This is a genomic window from Paenibacillus sp. P46E, assembly GCF_001909095.1.
Taxonomy (GTDB): Bacteria; Bacillota; Bacilli; order Paenibacillales; family Paenibacillaceae; genus Paenibacillus_AQ; species Paenibacillus_AQ helianthi.
In genome coordinates this window covers 47656-64823 of sequence record NZ_LVYZ01000040.1, presented here as the reverse complement: position 1 = coordinate 64823, position 17168 = coordinate 47656, and the positions used below count along the sequence as shown (strand labels likewise).

Sequence of the window (17168 nt, the reverse complement as noted above, 5' to 3'; positions counted from 1 at the left end):
CCTGTTCAGGCGCACCCCAAGCGGATCTTTATCCGAAGCTTGTGCACGCCTCAGCTTTACACCGTAGACCGCTCAATAATCCGATACTCCAGTTTGCGGGTCACCGGCAGGCTGCTGCCTTGAATATGTTCATGGACAATTCCGAAGGCCGCCGAACCCATCTGATAGAGCTGGTTGTCAATCGTTGTGATCTCAAGCAGCCGTCCGATCGGCTGGTTATCGAACCCCATTACCGCAAGCTCCTCCGGAATACGGAGGCCGTGCTTGCGGGCTTCAATAATCAGGCCTGCGGCCACATGATCGCCGGAAATAATTATCGCATCAGGCCGGCATTCCGTATCCAGCAGCCGCCGGGCCACCACCGCACCGTCCTCTTCCCGTACACAGTCGAAGATCATCCACTCCGGATCAAAGGGCAGTCCTTTTTCTGCAAGAAAATCCTGAAAAGCACTCTGGCGGATAGAGGCACTGCTGCCGTTCTCCCGGCCTTCACAATAACCGATTTTGCGGTGTCCCTTGCTGTGCAGATAATCCAGCCCGTGACGGAATGCGGCATAATGCTCTATATATACGGAAGAGTACGGGCGTTCCCCGCTATTCTGGCAGGTTACAATCGGTCCGTAAGCACAGTATGGCTCAATCATCTCAGGCTTCAGTGCAGTTGAGACAATGACTACTCCGTCAATTTCTTTGTTACGCAGCATATCCAGCACTTTAAGCTCCTCTTCGGGGACATAGTTGGTCTGGCACAGAATCAGACGATATTGCGCCATCAGCGCTGCTTGCGCCAGCCCGTCCATCACCACCGAGAAATAGAAGGAATTGATCATCGGCAGAATAACCGCAACCGCCCCGGTGCGGCCCGTGATCAGATGAACAGCGTTCATATTGCGTGTATAATTCAGCTGATCTATGGTTTTCAGCACGGCTGTTCTTTTGTCTTTGCTTACATAAGGATGATTGTTCAGCACGCGTGATACAGTCGTTACGGAAACCCCGGCAATGCGGGCAATTTCTTTGATATTGGCCATCGGACCGCCTCCTGGGACAAGAGATATAGTTCTTCTATTTTAGCATATTGTTCGCTTGCAGCCCTCCGAATATAAAGCTTGCTATGGAATCCATTTCATAAAATATACTGAAGCTGCACCAGCATTACCGGATAAACCGGCGTGACCGCAAGGGCGTGACGGACCGGTATATGCAATAGGTGTGCTTTCTGATGGACAAGCAGGCGCAGCCGCCCATTTTAAGGAAGTTACCGCACCATTACCACCCCCCATACATAAAATGATTTTGACTGTATCCCTTTACCTTGTTATACCAAACAAACCCAGGGCAAGGAGGGGTGACACCATTGAAAGGTATAGTACAACTTTATAAAAACGTTGATATATAAGGGTTTAAGAGGTACGGAATATTGCTTTTTTGGGCATATGGTGTTAATTTGGTGTTAATGAGTTCGATGAATGGAGGAAACCTAATGGGGGCGTACAAGGACAAGAATGTTAAAAAGAATCCGTGGTACTACTCTTTCTATACCGGAACAATCACTAATGGTAAACGAGACCGGGAGAAGCAGCGGGGATTCAAGACTAAGAAGGCAGCTGAAGCGGCTGAAGCAGAGCACAAAACAAAACTTAAAAATGGATCTTATTTTGAACCTCAAAAGGCTCTATTTGGAGCCTTCATCAGTGACTGGTGCAAGAATAAAAGAAACATATCACCGGAGACGAAGGAATTATATGAGAACAATATTAGGCTTTACATTAATCCGGCTATTGGACACATTCCCGTGTCAAAATTAAATGCTCAACACATAGACGATTTTATAACCTATATGATAGAAGAAAAGGAACTTGGTGAATGGTCGGTAAAAAGAGCATTCTCTAATGTTAATACATGCTTGAATGATTCGGTTAAGAAGAAGCTCATTGAATATAATCCCTGCAATGGTGTAGACAAACCGAGAGTGAGCCGGAAGATCCGCCCGATATGGGCACCTGAATTTGCCTTTGATTTTGCTGATAAGACTCGGAGGAAAAGTCGCTACTGGATTGCAACATATATCGCCCTTATGACCGGAATGCGTCCGGGGGAGATTTTGGGCTTGCGGTGGTCGGATATTAAATTCGAGGAAAAAACGCTCACTATCCAGCAGACGGTTACAAAGAAACGTCGTATTAAAAATGGGGCCAAAACAAAATCTAGCGTCAGATCAATTGCAATATCCACTTCACTTGTGGATGCTCTTAAGGAACACAAAGTTATGATTTTGCAAGAACGCCTGCTCCTTGGTACAGCATATCAACAAAATGACTTGGTAGTTTGCACGTCTTTCGGTGGTGCGGCAACGATGAGAAGCATACAGCGCATGTGGGATCGGCAGCTCATAAAATACGAAGCACCTCATATTGCCTTCTATGATCTCCGTCATACCCATGTTGCTTTCCTAATTAAAATTAATGTACCACTCAAAGCGATATCAGAGAGATTAGGACATACATCGGTTGCATTTACTATGGACACTTATGGTCATTTACTTCCAAACATGCAGTCTGATGCTGCAGATGGCTTGGACGTACTACAAAGCGAATCATTATCCATTGCAAAGTAAGGCGTGATAATTCAGTACTTTTCCATTGACGCATAGCGCGTATCAAACAAAATGAGGCGAGGTGGGTGTATTGAAAACAGTAGGCGATTTGAAGAGAATGCTCGAAAATGTGCCGGATGATTTCAAGCTTGAATCGGTAGATGAATACGGAAATGAGGTTCAAGTAGTTGATATTGAAATAGTCATGGGGTCAGAAGAAGACGGCGGTTGTTTGGTCGCTTTCTCTCTTCCAGACCCGGACGAAGATTAATTGTATTACTACGGAGTACGTGACACAGAGCAAACAAGGAAGGAGGAAATAGTTTGGATAAGAATATGACGGTTAAGGATTTGGTGGCATATTTGCAGACAATGCCTCAGGAAGCAGAATTGTTTGTTTACGCCCCCGGTACCGATGGGTTTTACAGTCTCGATGATCAGGAACAATTAGCTATGTTTTGTAAGGCAAGTCCTGATGATAAATATTTGTACCTGTATCACGCAGAGTACATTGCACGTAAGGTGGACCAGGGATAGGACTACAGAATAATAGAAGGAAAAATAAAGGATTAGCAATGATCATTAGGTTTTAAACGTGATATATTTATAGCATGGAAATCAAAGAGAACAGCACCCGACACAACCAATTACCTGTTTGACGGCCAAGAGCCGCAAGGGTAGCACACGCGGGCAGGCTGTTCTTTTTACGTTCCTGTGTGTCAGTCAGCAAACGCACACTGCTTGTCATAGCCTCCTAGGGCGCGTTCAGCACGTCTTATGAAAATGAGGGGCAAACACTAGCCCTATGAGTCCAGGCCGTACGAAACGCGTTCGTGTGGACTGGCAGGGGCAACATATCGAGGTTGGTTAATGGTAAACCTGCGGACTCCAAACCCGCGACTGGAGGTTCGATTCCTCCCCTCGGTGTTTCAATGCGGGCATGGTCTAAAGGTTGGGCCTCAGCCTTCCAAGCTGATGATGCCGGTTCAAGTCCGGCTGTTCGCTTCAACTAATTATTAAGGAGTGTCGTCCATGTGGGTTAAGCAGGAAGGCGATAAAAGGAAAACACCAGTCAAAGGTCAATGTGTAATCTGTAATGATCCGAAGCCGACAAAGCACACGATACTAAAGGCATCGTTCTGTCAGACATGCTGGGACCTGATGCTGAAGGGCGATGAAGAGGCATTGAGCAACCGCACTGTTTGGAATTAGCAGGATTTATCTTCCATACGCCGAATTATGGCATTGAGGAGATGATAGTATGGATGTGAAATTAGGACATATCGAGGCTTTAGAGCTAATTGCTCGAATCCAGAGGATCATTAATCAGGCTGTAGATTCAGATGGTGCTAAAGTGTTGGCCTTTAATTTGATAAGCGACGAAATAAAGGGAGCAACGAATGTACCAGTACCGGAAAAACTTCTACTTGCCTATCAAGTCTATGGAGAGAATGGTGAGGACTATAACGATATCGTGTTTGCACCCTCACGTTCAAAAGCAAAGTATGAATCTATCGCTTATCTTGAACACGGCACTGCTTATGCACTTATCAAGGCGCTTAGACGGCCTGATCTTGACAAATATGCGCAGACTGGAATTCCAGATGTGTTGCCCAAGGCACCCTAACAGGTGTTAATTTCATAAAGCAGTACATAAAGCCATCCATAACACGGGTGGCTTTTTGATTATCAGTTCAGCAGGATTTATCTTCCAGACGCCGAATTAGGGTGTGGGAGGTGAAAACGTGAAAGTTGAAATTATGGTAGAAAATGCGGAAAGAGAAGTTACACGTAGTGAAATCGTGGTATTGAACTTAGATGTGACTGAACTAACTGCTTTATTGAATGCGGACAGTATCGTTATTCCTATTGAGACGGAGCCAGGAGTAAAATCACCAATAGTTGGGGTAATCAAAAGCAAGATGTTTAATGCCTATGATGAAGAAAAAACGCTCATTTTGTACATTCAGGAATAGATTCTGGAGGTGACAATTTACGAGCTTGAAGACAAGACAGTTATACTATACATAAAGCCATCCATTAACCCGGGTGGCTTTTTCTATGCCTGTGCATATGAATAATAATGCACAATATACATACATCATGAATGCTAGAGGGGGAGAATTAACCCCCACAAGAACGCGAACCTTGAGGGGGAGGATTAACCCCCAGTGAGGGGGAGAGTTGTCCCCCAAGAGAGGGGGAGAATTGACCCCCCAAGAAAGAAAGAAAGAAAATCTTAAAGAAATATAAAGATATATATATAAGGATACAATTTACCATTGCATATACAATCGCATAAACCCATGCATAAAGGCTGCTCATAAAAGAGTGGCCTATTTGTATTTCAGCGAAAGAAGGTGAGCAAGTGAAAAGATTCAGCGATAAGCTCCACGTCATACTATTGATTGTCCTGATCATCGCAATCAGCCTGGACATAATGAATGGCTGGAAAGAGGAGCAGCTTAATCAACGTTATGAGGATTCTCTTAGACAGTATGAGCAGGCCAATAGGGAGTACATCGAATATCTGGACAGCTCACGTGAACGGGTTGAACTCATGATCAGGAAGGTAGAGCAGGCTGCGCTTAATTAAATCGAGAGGAATGGTGATGGCAATGATTAGAATTCAGACAACGTACAATGACGGATGTGAACAGGTGGAACGGGTAGTAGAGGTGGATGACATTACCACGCTATCGAACGAGGAGAGGGCCCAACTATTCGATTTAGCAGAGAGGACTATCAACTATGGAGATGCGGTATATGAAGATCCCAGCACGGTCATGCCGGCTATGAGTGCAGCTTCTATCCTCGCTATGTCTCCGTCAGCTGGGCAAATCTATCCGGTTGAAGTGCCGTCCCATGCTTCTCACCTACAGCACTTAGTTAAGCTGGGGCTGTTTGAGAGGGACTTCATCATCAGACATAAGCTCGAAGCGTTGCGAATCATTCACGACGCTGAAGTCAATAGGGTAGAGCAGCAGCAGATTACACAATCGTTGATGCGTGATCTTGGCATTAATACCGAAGAATGCAGCATGAATACGTCCGAATCGGGCTGATTTCTGGAATTTGGGTCCCTCTGAGACTTAAAAAAGAATGCGGGTGCGCGTGAGCCCGATTTCCAATCAGATTTTATTTTTGGAATTCACTTTACTTTAACAAGTTAATAGAGCCTGCTAGGAGCTTGTAAGCGGGCTTGTTTGACATGAGTTGATGAATTATCCCTACTAATAATGAAGCTCTGAGAAGGGGCTTAAAATGGCTCCTGGAGCCTGGAACTATCAAGACGAAAAAGGGAAAGCGAGGGAATAACCTATGAGGAAAGGAGAAAAGAAGCCTGAAGGCATTGTCGGCACGAATGAATTGGCCTCAATTATAGGAAAGACAAAACAATGGATCAGCCAATTGACTCGTGATGGCGTGCTTATTCAGGTTTCCCGTGGGAAATATAACCTGGCTGAAACCGTGCAGGCGTATATCCGCCATGTGAGCGGGACTGTTGAAGAAGGAAAGATTAGTTTTTCCGATGAAAAGGCACAGCATGAGCAGATTAAGAAGGAAATGGCCGCGCTTGAACTTCAAAAAATGCGCAGCAATCTCCATACAACCGAGGATGTCACCCACGCCTGGGGAATGTTGATGGTTGCTTTTCGGGAGAGGTTGCAGGGGCTTCCTCCGAGAATTGCGAACAAGCTCGCGTATATGGACGATGAGAAAGAGGTCCGGGTAACGCTGGAGAGTCTGATTGATGATGCGCTGACGGAACTGGGAAAATATGATCCGATGGAAAAGGACCTATGAGTCAGCAACTTACGCAGACCCTGCGATTGCTGAAGGGAATTGTTAAGCTGGTTTCTCCGCCCGATCCGTTGACGATAGCAGAGTGGGCGGATGGAAACCGCGTCCTATCCCCTGAAGACTCGGCGGAGCCCGGGCCGTGGAAAACAAGCCGATCACCCTATCAAAAAGTCCCGATGGAGGCTATTTCAGATAAGAATGTGGAGCGGGTTGTATTTAAATGGGGGGCCCAATTAGGTAAAACAGCTATCCAATTGAATACTATTGGCTACTATACGGGGCATGATCCAGCACCGATCATGGTAGTTCAGCCAGATTTGATAGTGGCGAAGGACTTTTCTAATGACCGTTTAAGTCCAATGTACCGCGATTCGCCGCAATTATCGAAGCTTATAACCCGGGACAAGAGCCGTGACAGCCGCAATACGATCATGTACAAGACGTTCCCCGGCGGGCGTATCAATATTGCAGGCGCTAACTCGGCACCGTCCCTGGCCTCCAAGCCAATTCGGGTACTGATTGCCGATGAAATTGACCGCTTTCCCGTGTCTGCAGGCAAGGAAGGGGACCCGTTATCCCTTGCGATAAAGCGGACAACCACTTTCTATAACAAGAAAATGGTATTTGTATCTACCCCGACCATCAAGGGGGCATCGCGCATTGATGAGTTGTACGAGGACAGTACGCAAGAAAGCCTGTATTTCCCTTGCCCGTCTTGTGACGAACTGCAAGCCCTGGTGTGGAAGGGGATTGAATATGAATACGATGAGGAAACGAAGTCTTGCTTAAAAGTGCATTATCGGTGCGAGCATTGCGGCATTCCTTCACAAGAACATGAATGGAAGAAGGATTATGAGAAGCGAGCCGTTTGGATTGCTGCCAAGGAACACCCGAGAAACAGGGGATTTCATCTGAATGCACTGGCCGCAACTATTAATTACACCTGGAAAGACGCAGTAAATGAGTGGAAAGAGGCCAATCGGGGCGGATCTTCTAAGCTGAAGACGTTCATAAATACAGTTTTAGCGGAATCATGGGAAGAAGAAGGGCAGAAACTTGAGCACGAAGTACTCCTAAATCGCCGGGAAATGTATCAGGCAAGGGTGCCGGAAGGCGTTCGGTTCCTCACTACAGCAGTCGATACACAGGATACGCGCTTTGAAATAGATGTTATGGGATGGGGGAAAGGGTATTCGAGCTGGAGAGTTCAGCGTCACATCATCGTTGGGGACCTTAATCAGCAGCAGCCATGGGATGAATTGGACGAATTTCTTTCACGGAGCTGGAGAGACGCCGAGGGGCGAACGTTCCGCCCGGTCAGGATTCTCATTGACTCCGGGGGTCACCATACGCTAAAGGTGTACAAGTTCTGCAAGCCGCGGCAGGGCCGGAATATCTATGCTATGAAGGGCGAGGAGAAAGGGGACGGCACGGAAACGCCACTGCTTAACGGCATCAGTACAAATAATGTGGTGAAAGCTACCGTGATCCGCGTCGGGGTATCAGAGGGGAAGGCAACGGTTTTCGCTTCACTGCAACTTGAGCCAGGCAAGCCGGGATCATGCCGTTTCCCATTACCACATCCGGATAAGCCGGACCCATTCGTATACGATGAGGAATACTTCAAACAATTGACGGCAGAACAATTGGTTACCCGATACGAAAAGGGGCTGCCATACACTGTTTGGGTTAAGACCCGGGCGCGAAACGAGGCGCTTGACCTTGCCGTTTACAACCGAGCGGCTATTGAAATGATCAATCCAAATTTCGACCTGCCATTACCTGATCCTGTGAGTGCGAGGGCGGCTCCGGCCAAGGGCAAGAAGCCGAAGAAAAAGAATGTTGTTAGCAGCATATAGACCAGAGAAAGGAGGTGAGAAAGGGAAAATGCCAAGAATTTCATACGAAGAAGCGCAAGCGAAGTACCTAATGTGGAATGAAGCAGAGGACGCCATTGCTACCGGCAGTTCCTACAGCATTGCGGACCGGTCCTTGACCCGTGCTGATATGGATACCGTCCTAATGATGAAAAGAAAATACGGCCGTATAGTCGATGCTTATGAGAATGGCGGCAAGCGACGATCCAGAACAGCGGGGTTTTACCCTGTTGATCGATGAACATCATTGACAAGGCAATTAATTTTGTTGCTCCAGGCATTGCTGCCAAGCGAGAGCAGGCCAGGACAGAGGTTGTGCGACAGCAGGCGGTTCGCCAGGTCACAAGTCAATTGATTAGTGGTCCAGGTAGTAATGGTCGGGGTTACGGCAAGCATGGAGCCAGCACAACCAAGTCGTCCATGCTGTTTTGGAATACTCCTGCCGGTGATGCCGATGTGGACATTCACCAGAATGTTCCGAAGCTGCGAGAGCGAGCGAGGGATCTCCACGCGGGTACTGATATCGTGGCTGCAGCACATAAGGGGCTGCGTACTAACATTGTCGGAACCGGGCTGAAGCTTAACACGGCATTCGATGCTAAATTTTTAGGCTTGGATACGGTTAGAGCTGAGAAGCTGCGCAGTTCTATCCAGCGTGAATGGGCTTTGTGGGCGGATACGCCGAAGTGTGATGCGGCTGGATTAAGTGACTTCTATCAGTTACAGGCGTTGGCGTTCATATCCACTATGATGAGCGGCGATGTATTCGCGCTCATGCCTAGCAAGCCCCGCAGGTGGTCCACTTACGATTTGAAAATCAATCTGATTGAGTCTGACCGGTGTGCTACGCCTCCAGACATAGCGATTACAGATCGGGACAGGATTCAATCAGGGGTCGAGGTTGATGCAGACGGCATGGTAGTCGCCTACCATTTCAGCAACCGACACCCGGGCGCAGTTGGGTACAATCTTACCGGTGCCAATGAGTGGGTAAGAGTCGAAAAATATGGAATTCGCACAGGGCGGGTAAACGTCCTCCATCTGTTTGAGGCAGAGAGGCCGGGACAGCGCCGGGGTATCCCGGTAATTGCGCCGATCATCGAGAGCTTGAAGCAACTAAGTCAGTATACCAGCGCGGAGCTGGCAGCGGCCGTTATCACCTCAATGTACACCGTATTTATTACAACCCCTGCCGATGATGAAGGCGATAGCCCATTTGACGGTGTGGGAATGGATGCTGGTGATCTGGACGGCGCTGATTATGCAGCAGGAGCCAGCGGCGATGAAATCAAACTTGGTCAAGGTGCGATTATGCGCACCGACCCAGGCGAGGATGTTAAGTTCGCGGACCCAACCAGGCCCAACCCGAACTATGAGGCTTTCGTCCGTGCGATGCTTAAGCAGATGGCAGCTGCACTTGAACTGCCATATGAAATACTAACAAAGCAGTTCACCAATTCTTACTCAGCAAGCCGTGGGGCACTGCTGGAAGCCTGGAAGATGTATCGTATGCGGCGGGCGTGGTTGTCTAAATCTTTTTGTCAGCCGATCTATGAAGAATGGTTTGTCGAGGCGGTACTCAAAGGAAGAATTGAAGCACCCGGCATCTTCGATGATCCGGCTATTTTTGCTGCCTATACACGGGCGGAATGGCACGGTCCATCCCAGGGCCTGCTTGATCCGACCAAGGAGGTTGACGCTGCAGTAACACGTATCGAAAACAACATGTCTACGGCAGAGCGCGAGACTGCGGAGCTGAACGGTGGATCGTGGGAGCAAAATGTGCAGCAGCGGGCTTATGAAAAATCCCGGCTGAAGGAATTGGGCCTTACGGAAGGCGGATCAGGCGCCGGTCAGCTGGCAACACCGCAGAATACGCCAGTTGAAGATGATGAAGACGGCGAGTAAGGGGGTGAGTAAAAAGAATGGCAAAAAAAATCAAATTATCCGGAACAGTTGTTGGCGATAGAGACGCAGGGATATACGAGTGGCTTGAAATTCCGCACATCAGTCCTGCGGGTGTGGAGAGGCAGCTTACAGAAGCCAATGGGGAAGATATTGAAGTTTATATCAATTCCGGGGGTGGAAATGCCTGGGCCGGTGGCGAAATCTACACGTTACTGAGGGAGTATCAAGGCTTTGTTACCACTAAAATTCCTTCGATAGCTGGTAGCGCCGCGTCTGTCTTTGCATTAGGAGGAGATGAAGTTCTGATTTCTCCAATGGGGCAGCTGTTCATCCATAATTCATCTACTTTGACGGATGGAAACAAAGAAGCCCATCAGCAAAGCCAGCAGATGCTTGAAAGTCTTGACGAGGCCATGATCAATGTCTATGAGGCTAAAACCGGAAAAACGCGTGAGGAAATACGCGGACTGATGGAAAAAGAATCTTTTTTCCATGCGCAGCGCGCCGTTGAATTGGGGTTTGCAGATAGAGTTATGTTCTCCTCTGAAGAAATTAACCCTTCGGCAAGCATAAATCCCAGTGCGGAACTGCCTCCGGATGTGTTGGATAAGGTCCGCACCAAGATGATGGCACTCTTGCCAGGACAACCAGGAATTGAAGGACAAGAAAAAACACCTGCTGCAAAGGCTAAGGAGCCAGAAGCAGCAGCCCAAATAAAGGAGGAACCCAAGAAAATGGATATCAACGAACTGAAGGAGAAGCACCCGGAGCTCTTCGCACAAGTGACAGGCGTCGCAGAAGCAGCTGAGAGAACTCGGGTTGCTGCAATTACTACTCTTGCAGAAAAGACACCGGGATCTGCGGAGCTTGTTAAAGCGGCAATCGCTAACGGTGAAACTGCTGGCGAATTGGCAATTAAAATTGTTGAAGCGGGTCAATTGCGTATCATTTCCGCAGCCCAGGACCGTGCAGCGGATGCTGCTGAAAGTGGTGTTGATGCGGTAGCTTCACTTGAAGCAAAGACGCCAGAAACAAACAAGGATGAAGATGCAGAAGCGGCAGTCGCTAGCATGGTGGCGATGGCTCAAAATATGAAACCTAAGAACGGAGGTCGAAGATAATGTCTGATTACACAAGTCCATCGTTTGACGAATTGTTTGCAGGCGGAGTAGTTGCTGAAAGAATGACGGCAATCATTATCAAAGCGGGTTCCGGAGTAGTTACACGCGGTACCGTTTTGGGGCGTATCAGTCAGTTACCGGAAACTGACCTGTACGCAGGCACGCCGATCACAGCGCCTGTAAATTCCACGAAAACAGACGGATCACAAGATCCCTATTGCATTCTGGCTGATACAACGATTGATGCAACTACGGTCGATGTACGAGCTGCGGCCTATCTTGACGGCGAATTCAATCGAGGCGTGCTCAAGTTTGGCGGTACAGATAAGGTGGCCCAGCATGAGGTTGCTATGCGTAAGATTGGCTTAATCACAAAACGAGTAGTTAAATAAGGGAGGACAAGAGAACATGGCATCTTACCACGATATTTTAGAAATTCCAAAGTTGGTCCGGGTTGTTGAAGCATTCCCGGTTGATTCGTACTATCTGACGAACACATATGCTAGTGAAGGTGAATCCTTTACGACTGATGAAATTGAAATTCAGACAAAAAAGGGACACCGCCCACTTGCTCCATACGTGAATGAATTACTGCCGGGCAAGGTTGTATTGCGGACCGGATACACCTCCAAAACATACCGCCCGGCACTGCTGAAACCGATGCGTGTCATTACTCGCCATGATCTCAAGGTGAAGCAGGTCGGTGAAACCTTGTTGAATCCAAAAACTCCAGAGCAACGTTACCAGGAACTGATCGTAAAGGATTTGTCCGAACTTACAGACACAATTGATAGACGTAAAGTTCAGCAACTCTCTGAAATAATGTTCACTGGTAAAACTGAGCAGATCGGTGAGGGCGTCAGTCAAATCCTTGATTGGGGCTTTACAAACAAGGAAGTACTGTCTGGCACTGATCTGTTTTCGAACCCAGACACTAATGTCATTGAGTTTCTTACTGACTGGGTACAGGAGGTTATGGATAAGAGCGGCCGCACAATGCGACGTGTACTTACTACCGCGAAAGTAGCTCGAACTATCGTGAATCACCCATCTTTGTTGAAGCTGATTGATGCTAAGAAAGAAACGCTGGATGTTGGTGATCTGAACCAACAGATTTTGCCGGAGGGGGTTATCTATCACGGTTATCTGCGCCAAGCGAATCTTCAAATCTGGTCCTACACCAACTCATATACAGATGAAGAAGGCAAAGAGGTTTCCTATATCCCAGAAGGAACGCTTGCTTTACTGCCAGACGGTCAACCGTTTGAGTTCTTGTATGGCGCGAATCTAGTTGCCAACGAAGACGGCGACTTTGTGTTCGCCCAAGCTAAAATTTACCCGCAAGTACTAAGCGAAGTGGAGCCGCCTAGCCGTAAACTGCAATTGCTGTCCCGTCCAATCTGCGTTCCTGCTAACGTTGATGGATGGTATGTTGCTAAGGTACTTTAATCCAAAGGAGGAAAGATACAAATGGTATATATCGCAGAATGGAACATCCGTCACAATGGCAAAAAAATTGCTATCGGGGAACAACTCCCCAAAGAGATGAAGAAAGAGGAAATTGACCGCCTACTTTCTATTAAGGCAATTAAAGATCCGGAAGCTGAAGCGAAAGCAATCAAAGAGGCTGCTGCCAAGAAAGCAGAAGCAACTGCCGAATAAGGGGTGTTTGTTGTGAACCTCCGAGATCAGATTTTGATTGATAACCAGCGAACATTTCTTAACATCAAAGAATTCGCGGATATCTATATCATCGATGGCGAAAAAGTCAAAGCAGTTCTTAATTCAGCGACCGACAACAAGCACCCCCTGGCTTATGCTGAGGGGGTTTCGCTTGTTACGGATACTTTGCATGTGGATGTTCTGGAACTGGGTTTTACACCAGAGCAAGGTTCCTGGATGAAAATTGACGGGAAAGACTTCAAGGTTATTCGTGTTGGTTCTGACAAAGGCATGCTTGCATTATACCTGGAGGCGAATGTGGGATGAAGGTTGAGGGGTTAAGTGAAGCCATCAAGGGAACCAAAGCCCTGAAGGAACGAATGCAGCCCGCGGCTTCCCTTGCCCTTAATAGAGTCGGTCAGGGGCTAGTTACAGAGGCGGCCCGAAAAGTCAAAGAGACATACAACATCAAAGCGGCAGATGTTAAGAGCGCAATTCGGCTGGTGCTGTCTTCTCCTGACGAGGGGCAGGCGTTTATTAAGGCTAAAGGTAGAAATTTACCCGTAACACGGTTTAAAGTCACGCCTAAAGCCCCCACTGCTAAGAGACAGAAGATGGTTAAAGTTGCAATCAAACGCGGCGAATCCAAGAAGGTAGGCAATGCCTTTGTTGCTACTCGGCGGGGGGCTGTCGGCGTGATGAAGCGGCAGAAGCCAACTGGACAAAGCGGGCGTGCCCGTATCTTGAACGCCAAGGGATTCCGGCCTGAGCTGCCAATTGAGGAGCTTCATGGACCCGCCATCCCGCGTATGCTCAACGAGCCGCAGGTACTGGAACACATTCAAGGAGAGGCGCTTGACCGAATGGAAAAGCGTTTAGTCCATGAAATCAATCGCATTTTGAAATGAGGTGATTGTGATTTCAACACCTATATTGTTGATCAAAGAAATACAGAAATTTATTCAGGATGTTGTGAAAGAAAGCGTTATTCAATCACCTGCCGTTCATTTGGGTTTTTTGCCCCGAAGGAGCAAGGACAATGCCGATACGGCAGAGTTTCCTTACATTTTGGTACGTCCGGCAATTGGAATAGATAACGACGATTGCAAGATCACTGTGCATTTGTTGTTTGGGAGTATGGCCGACGATGATCAGGGGTTCCTTGATCTGTTCAACCAGATGGAGCGGGTAAGAATTGCACTGCTGAAGCAGCAGATTATAGACCACCGATTCCGCATTGAACTGCCATACAAGTGGGAGTTTCCACCGGAGCAGCCGGAGCCCTACACCATTGGACTTATAACAACGATTTGGACACTGCCTACAGTACAACCAGAGGAGGGATTGTTTTGAGTATTAAAAATGTAAAAAAGGATGAAGCGGAGAGCATCAATGCAAGCACGCTTGATGCTTCTACCGATGGAAAAATGATTTTGGAAGAAGCAACGACTGAAGATGTAAAGCGTATCGCCCCATTGATTTACGTTGGTCCTAATCTGCCGGGTGGACGTCTGCTGCAGTCTACCGTATTCCGGGGAGGAATCCCCGTATACTTGCAGCCATTGCTTAAGGAACAGCCTTACGTTTCCGCGCTAATCGTCCCAGTGGACGAAATGTCTGGGGTACAGGAAAAAATCGTCCAGACAGGGACAGCAGAATTTGTAGCCTATCAAGCAATTCTGAAAGGAGGCACACCTGATGGCGTTTAAACATGGAGTTACGATAATTGAGCAGGCTACATCCGTACTCGCCCCAACAGAGGCGACAAGCGGAATACCATTTGCTGTGGGTACTGCCCCGGTGAATTTGGCATCAGCGCCTGTGCCGGTGAACACTCCGGTCCTTGTGTACTCCTACGCTGAAGCAGTTGCTGCTCTTGGTTACTCGAATAATTGGAAGGATTACACGCTCTGCGAGCTGATATACTCCCACTTTGCACTCTATGCTAAGGCTCCTATGATCCTGGTCAATGTTTTGGACCCGGCTGTTAACAAAACGACGGTTCCACCTGCGGTGCAGCCTGTTAGTAACCGGGTGGCTACATTGGCAGTAGATGGCGTATTGCTGCCGTCTGTTGTTGTTAAGTCCTCAGATGGGGCGACCACATACAGCAAGGTTACGGACTATACTGCAGCATTTGACGATGCCGGTCATGTGATGATCACTACTAAGTCTACGGGGGTAATCGGAGCAAGCGTTGCCCAGCTGCAGATAGGGTACGATAAGATCAATCTTGCGGCGGTTGATGCTGATGATATTATCGGTGGGGTTACCTCGGAAGGAGTATATACCGGATTTGAACTGGTCAACCAGGTGTATCCTCGCTTTGGCATCCTTCCGGATCTGCTGTTAGCTCCGGGCTGGTCTCACTTGCCTACGGTTGCCGCCGTCATGAAGGCCAAGGCTGGGAATATCAACGGCAACTTTAAGGCGATGGCCTTGACTGACATAGATCCTGCGCAGCTCTATACGGCGGCTGGCTCATGGAAGTCGGACAACAGCTATACCGGTCCTCTCCAGATTGCAACATACCCTATGCTGATGCTGGGAGATAAGCTATTCCACTACTCCACTCAGCTCGCTGGGCTCATTGCGGCGACTGATGCGGCGAACGGCGGTATTCCTTTTGCGTCCCCGTCCAATAAGTCACTGCAAGCAGACGGAACGGCGCTGGCGGACGGTACTGCTCTGTTCTTGGGGATGGATCAGGCGAGCTATCTCAACAGCCAGGGGATTGTCACAGCGCTCAATCTTGGAACGAGCGGCTGGAAGTCTTGGGGCAACAATACCGGGGCCTTCCCGGGTGTGACGGACCCGAAAGATGCCTTTATTCCGGTTCGGCGTATGTTTAACTGGATCGGGAACAGCATCATCCTAACCTATATGCAAAAGGTGGATGATCCAATGAACACGCGGCTGATCACAACAATAACAGACAGTATGAATATCTGGCTGAACGGTTTGACAAGTTCAGGCGCTTTGCTGGGTGGACGTGTGGAATTTAATGAGTCTGAAAATCCGGTAACGGCATTGATGGCTGGTAAAATCACGTTCCATCTGCACATCACTCCGCCAGGACCGGCACAGGAAATCTCATTCCTGCTTGAATACGACACAACATACCTGTCCGCGCTGTTCGCGGCTTAGAAGGGAGACAAATTAATGATTATTCCTGAGCGGTTAACAGGGTACAGCGTGTTTCGCAATGGTACTGAACGACTTGGAACATCGAATGTGGAACTGCCAAACCTTGAAGCACTAACGGATACAGTGAGCGGCGCGGGCATTGCAGGTGAAGTGGATTCGCCTACTATCGGCCATTATGGCAGCATGCGGACAACACTTAATTTCCGAACGATTGATGTCCCAATGCTCAAACTTTCTGCGCCAAAAAGCCAGGCGCTTGATTTTCGTGGAGCTCAACAGGTATACGACTCTGCGGCCAGTGAATACAGGATTGTACCTGTGCGGGTCAGCATAAGAGGCATCCCAGTAACAACGACAATGGGGTCTTTTGAAACCAATTCCGATACCGGTAGCTCGATTGAAATTGAATGCACATATCTGATGGTTATGGTTGACGGTGTAAAACAAATTGAGATTGACAAATACAACTACATTGCTTTTATTGACGGCGTGGATCATCTTGCCGCCTATCGTAAAAGCTTGGCACTGTGAGGGACTAAATAATGACAAACGAAAAAAAGAATATTGCAGTTGAGGCTGACGAGCGGGTTTACACGCTTAGTCGGCCTTTCGTTTTTGAAGAGCAGGAATACACCAGTCTTACATTGGATTTTGACGCACTTACGGGCGCAGACCTGTTGCGGATTAACACGCAATTCGATGCTGATCAAAAAATCCCTGTGTTTGTTAAAGCATTATCCCTGTCTTATCAGATCAATATTGCTGCTGCGGCAGCCAAAGTACCATTTGAATTCTTTAACAAACTTCCTGCCAAGGATGTATCCAAAGTGGGGCTGCTGGCGCAGAATTTTTTGCTCATCTAGGGTTAGCAGATAAAGAGGGGCCGCACAAGCTGAAAAAGCTGGCTGCGGCCCTTTCTTCTGCTTATTTCACGCCAATTCCTCACTGGCTTAGCATGCCTGTTGAAGAGATGTATGACTGGATTGAGACGGCGAATGAAATGTCCAAAGAACGCGAACAGCAACAGCAGCAACGGCAGAAAAAGAGGTGATA

24 protein-coding genes and 2 tRNA genes are annotated in these 17168 nt (G+C 47.9%); 25 read left to right on the top strand and 1 reads right to left on the bottom strand.

The features are described 5' to 3' along the window. Positions 1-56: 56 nt before the first annotated feature. Complete coding sequence (locus tag A3849_RS14315) at positions 57-1031, bottom strand: LacI family DNA-binding transcriptional regulator (RefSeq protein WP_074112030.1); 975 nt, start codon at positions 1029-1031, stop codon at positions 57-59. Positions 1032-1483: 452 nt separating this feature from the next. Between A3849_RS14315 and A3849_RS14310 the strand changes: the two genes are divergently transcribed. The 25 genes from A3849_RS14310 (at position 1484) to A3849_RS14190 (ending at position 16978) form a co-directional block, all read left to right on the top strand. Beyond that, positions 1484-2617 carry a tyrosine-type recombinase/integrase gene (locus A3849_RS14310; RefSeq protein WP_074112029.1) on the top strand — a complete coding sequence of 378 codons (1134 nt, stop codon included), beginning with the start codon at positions 1484-1486 and terminating at the stop codon, positions 2615-2617. A 70-nt stretch (positions 2618-2687) separates the two neighbouring features. Further along, on the top strand, positions 2688-2867 hold the full coding sequence (locus tag A3849_RS14305) for a hypothetical protein (RefSeq protein WP_074112028.1): 180 nt from the start codon (positions 2688-2690) through the stop codon (positions 2865-2867). A 53-nt stretch (positions 2868-2920) separates the two neighbouring features. Then, positions 2921-3133, top strand: a complete 213-nt coding sequence (locus tag A3849_RS14300; RefSeq protein ID WP_074112027.1) for a hypothetical protein — start codon at positions 2921-2923, stop codon at positions 3131-3133. A gap of 319 nt (positions 3134-3452) precedes the next feature. Beyond that, a tRNA-Trp gene (locus tag A3849_RS14295) sits at positions 3453-3523 on the top strand. 7 nt (positions 3524-3530) lie between these two features. Next, positions 3531-3601: transfer RNA gene (locus tag A3849_RS14290), tRNA-Gly, on the top strand. A 27-nt stretch (positions 3602-3628) separates the two neighbouring features. Further along, complete coding sequence (locus A3849_RS14285) at positions 3629-3808, top strand: hypothetical protein (protein WP_074112026.1); 180 nt, start codon at positions 3629-3631, stop codon at positions 3806-3808. Between the two features lie 49 nt (positions 3809-3857). After that, positions 3858-4223, top strand: coding sequence for a hypothetical protein (locus A3849_RS14280; protein ID WP_074112025.1), 366 nt, complete (start codon positions 3858-3860; stop codon positions 4221-4223). Positions 4224-4341: 118 nt separating this feature from the next. Then, entirely contained in the window at positions 4342-4572 is a 231-nt protein-coding gene (locus A3849_RS14275; RefSeq protein ID WP_074112024.1) for a hypothetical protein, read from the top strand. A gap of 392 nt (positions 4573-4964) precedes the next feature. Continuing rightward, positions 4965-5192 carry a hypothetical protein gene (locus A3849_RS14270; RefSeq protein WP_074112023.1) on the top strand — a complete coding sequence of 76 codons (228 nt, stop codon included), beginning with the start codon at positions 4965-4967 and terminating at the stop codon, positions 5190-5192. A gap of 16 nt (positions 5193-5208) precedes the next feature. Further along, complete coding sequence (locus A3849_RS14265) at positions 5209-5661, top strand: hypothetical protein (RefSeq protein ID WP_074112022.1); 453 nt, start codon at positions 5209-5211, stop codon at positions 5659-5661. A 256-nt stretch (positions 5662-5917) separates the two neighbouring features. Continuing rightward, positions 5918-6403 carry a hypothetical protein gene (locus A3849_RS14260; protein WP_074112021.1) on the top strand — a complete coding sequence of 162 codons (486 nt, stop codon included), beginning with the start codon at positions 5918-5920 and terminating at the stop codon, positions 6401-6403. Then, complete coding sequence (locus A3849_RS14255; protein ID WP_074112020.1) at positions 6400-8259, top strand: phage terminase large subunit family protein; 1860 nt, start codon at positions 6400-6402, stop codon at positions 8257-8259. The genes A3849_RS14260 and A3849_RS14255 overlap by 4 nt, the downstream gene beginning before the upstream one ends. 28 nt (positions 8260-8287) lie before the next feature. Beyond that, complete coding sequence (locus A3849_RS14250) at positions 8288-8518, top strand: DUF6148 family protein (RefSeq protein ID WP_074112019.1); 231 nt, start codon at positions 8288-8290, stop codon at positions 8516-8518. Further along, positions 8515-10185: a phage portal protein gene (locus tag A3849_RS14245; protein WP_074112018.1), complete on the top strand. Its 1671-nt coding sequence runs from the start codon at positions 8515-8517 to the stop codon at positions 10183-10185. The genes A3849_RS14250 and A3849_RS14245 overlap by 4 nt, the downstream gene beginning before the upstream one ends. A 17-nt stretch (positions 10186-10202) precedes the next feature. Next, positions 10203-11306, top strand: a complete 1104-nt coding sequence (locus tag A3849_RS14240) for a head maturation protease, ClpP-related (protein WP_074112017.1) — start codon at positions 10203-10205, stop codon at positions 11304-11306. Next, a complete protein-coding gene (locus A3849_RS14235) occupies positions 11306-11698 on the top strand; it encodes a head decoration protein (RefSeq protein ID WP_074112016.1) in 393 nt (130 codons plus the stop codon). The genes A3849_RS14240 and A3849_RS14235 overlap by 1 nt, the downstream gene beginning before the upstream one ends. A 16-nt stretch (positions 11699-11714) precedes the next feature. Then, complete coding sequence (locus A3849_RS14230) at positions 11715-12755, top strand: major capsid protein (protein WP_074112015.1); 1041 nt, start codon at positions 11715-11717, stop codon at positions 12753-12755. A 21-nt stretch (positions 12756-12776) separates the two neighbouring features. Further along, positions 12777-12968: a hypothetical protein gene (locus A3849_RS14225; RefSeq protein ID WP_074112014.1), complete on the top strand. Its 192-nt coding sequence runs from the start codon at positions 12777-12779 to the stop codon at positions 12966-12968. Between the two features lie 12 nt (positions 12969-12980). Further along, entirely contained in the window at positions 12981-13295 is a 315-nt protein-coding gene (locus tag A3849_RS14220; protein ID WP_074112013.1) for a hypothetical protein, read from the top strand. Further along, positions 13292-13876, top strand: coding sequence for a phage tail protein (locus A3849_RS14215; RefSeq protein WP_074112012.1), 585 nt, complete (start codon positions 13292-13294; stop codon positions 13874-13876). The genes A3849_RS14220 and A3849_RS14215 overlap by 4 nt, the downstream gene beginning before the upstream one ends. Before the next feature lie 64 nt (positions 13877-13940). Then, a complete protein-coding gene (locus A3849_RS14210; RefSeq protein ID WP_143191819.1) occupies positions 13941-14321 on the top strand; it encodes a hypothetical protein in 381 nt (126 codons plus the stop codon). Next, a complete protein-coding gene (locus tag A3849_RS14205; RefSeq protein ID WP_074112010.1) occupies positions 14318-14677 on the top strand; it encodes a hypothetical protein in 360 nt (119 codons plus the stop codon). The genes A3849_RS14210 and A3849_RS14205 overlap by 4 nt, the downstream gene beginning before the upstream one ends. After that, positions 14667-16115, top strand: coding sequence for a phage tail sheath family protein (locus A3849_RS14200; protein WP_074112009.1), 1449 nt, complete (start codon positions 14667-14669; stop codon positions 16113-16115). The genes A3849_RS14205 and A3849_RS14200 overlap by 11 nt, the downstream gene beginning before the upstream one ends. Positions 16116-16130: 15 nt before the next feature. After that, positions 16131-16646, top strand: coding sequence for a phage major tail tube protein (locus A3849_RS14195; RefSeq protein WP_074112008.1), 516 nt, complete (start codon positions 16131-16133; stop codon positions 16644-16646). A gap of 11 nt (positions 16647-16657) precedes the next feature. Beyond that, the gene (locus tag A3849_RS14190) at positions 16658-16978 is read left to right on the top strand and encodes a phage tail assembly protein (protein ID WP_074112007.1); all 321 of its coding nucleotides are present in this window, start codon (positions 16658-16660) and stop codon (positions 16976-16978) included. Positions 16979-17168 lie beyond the last annotated feature (190 nt).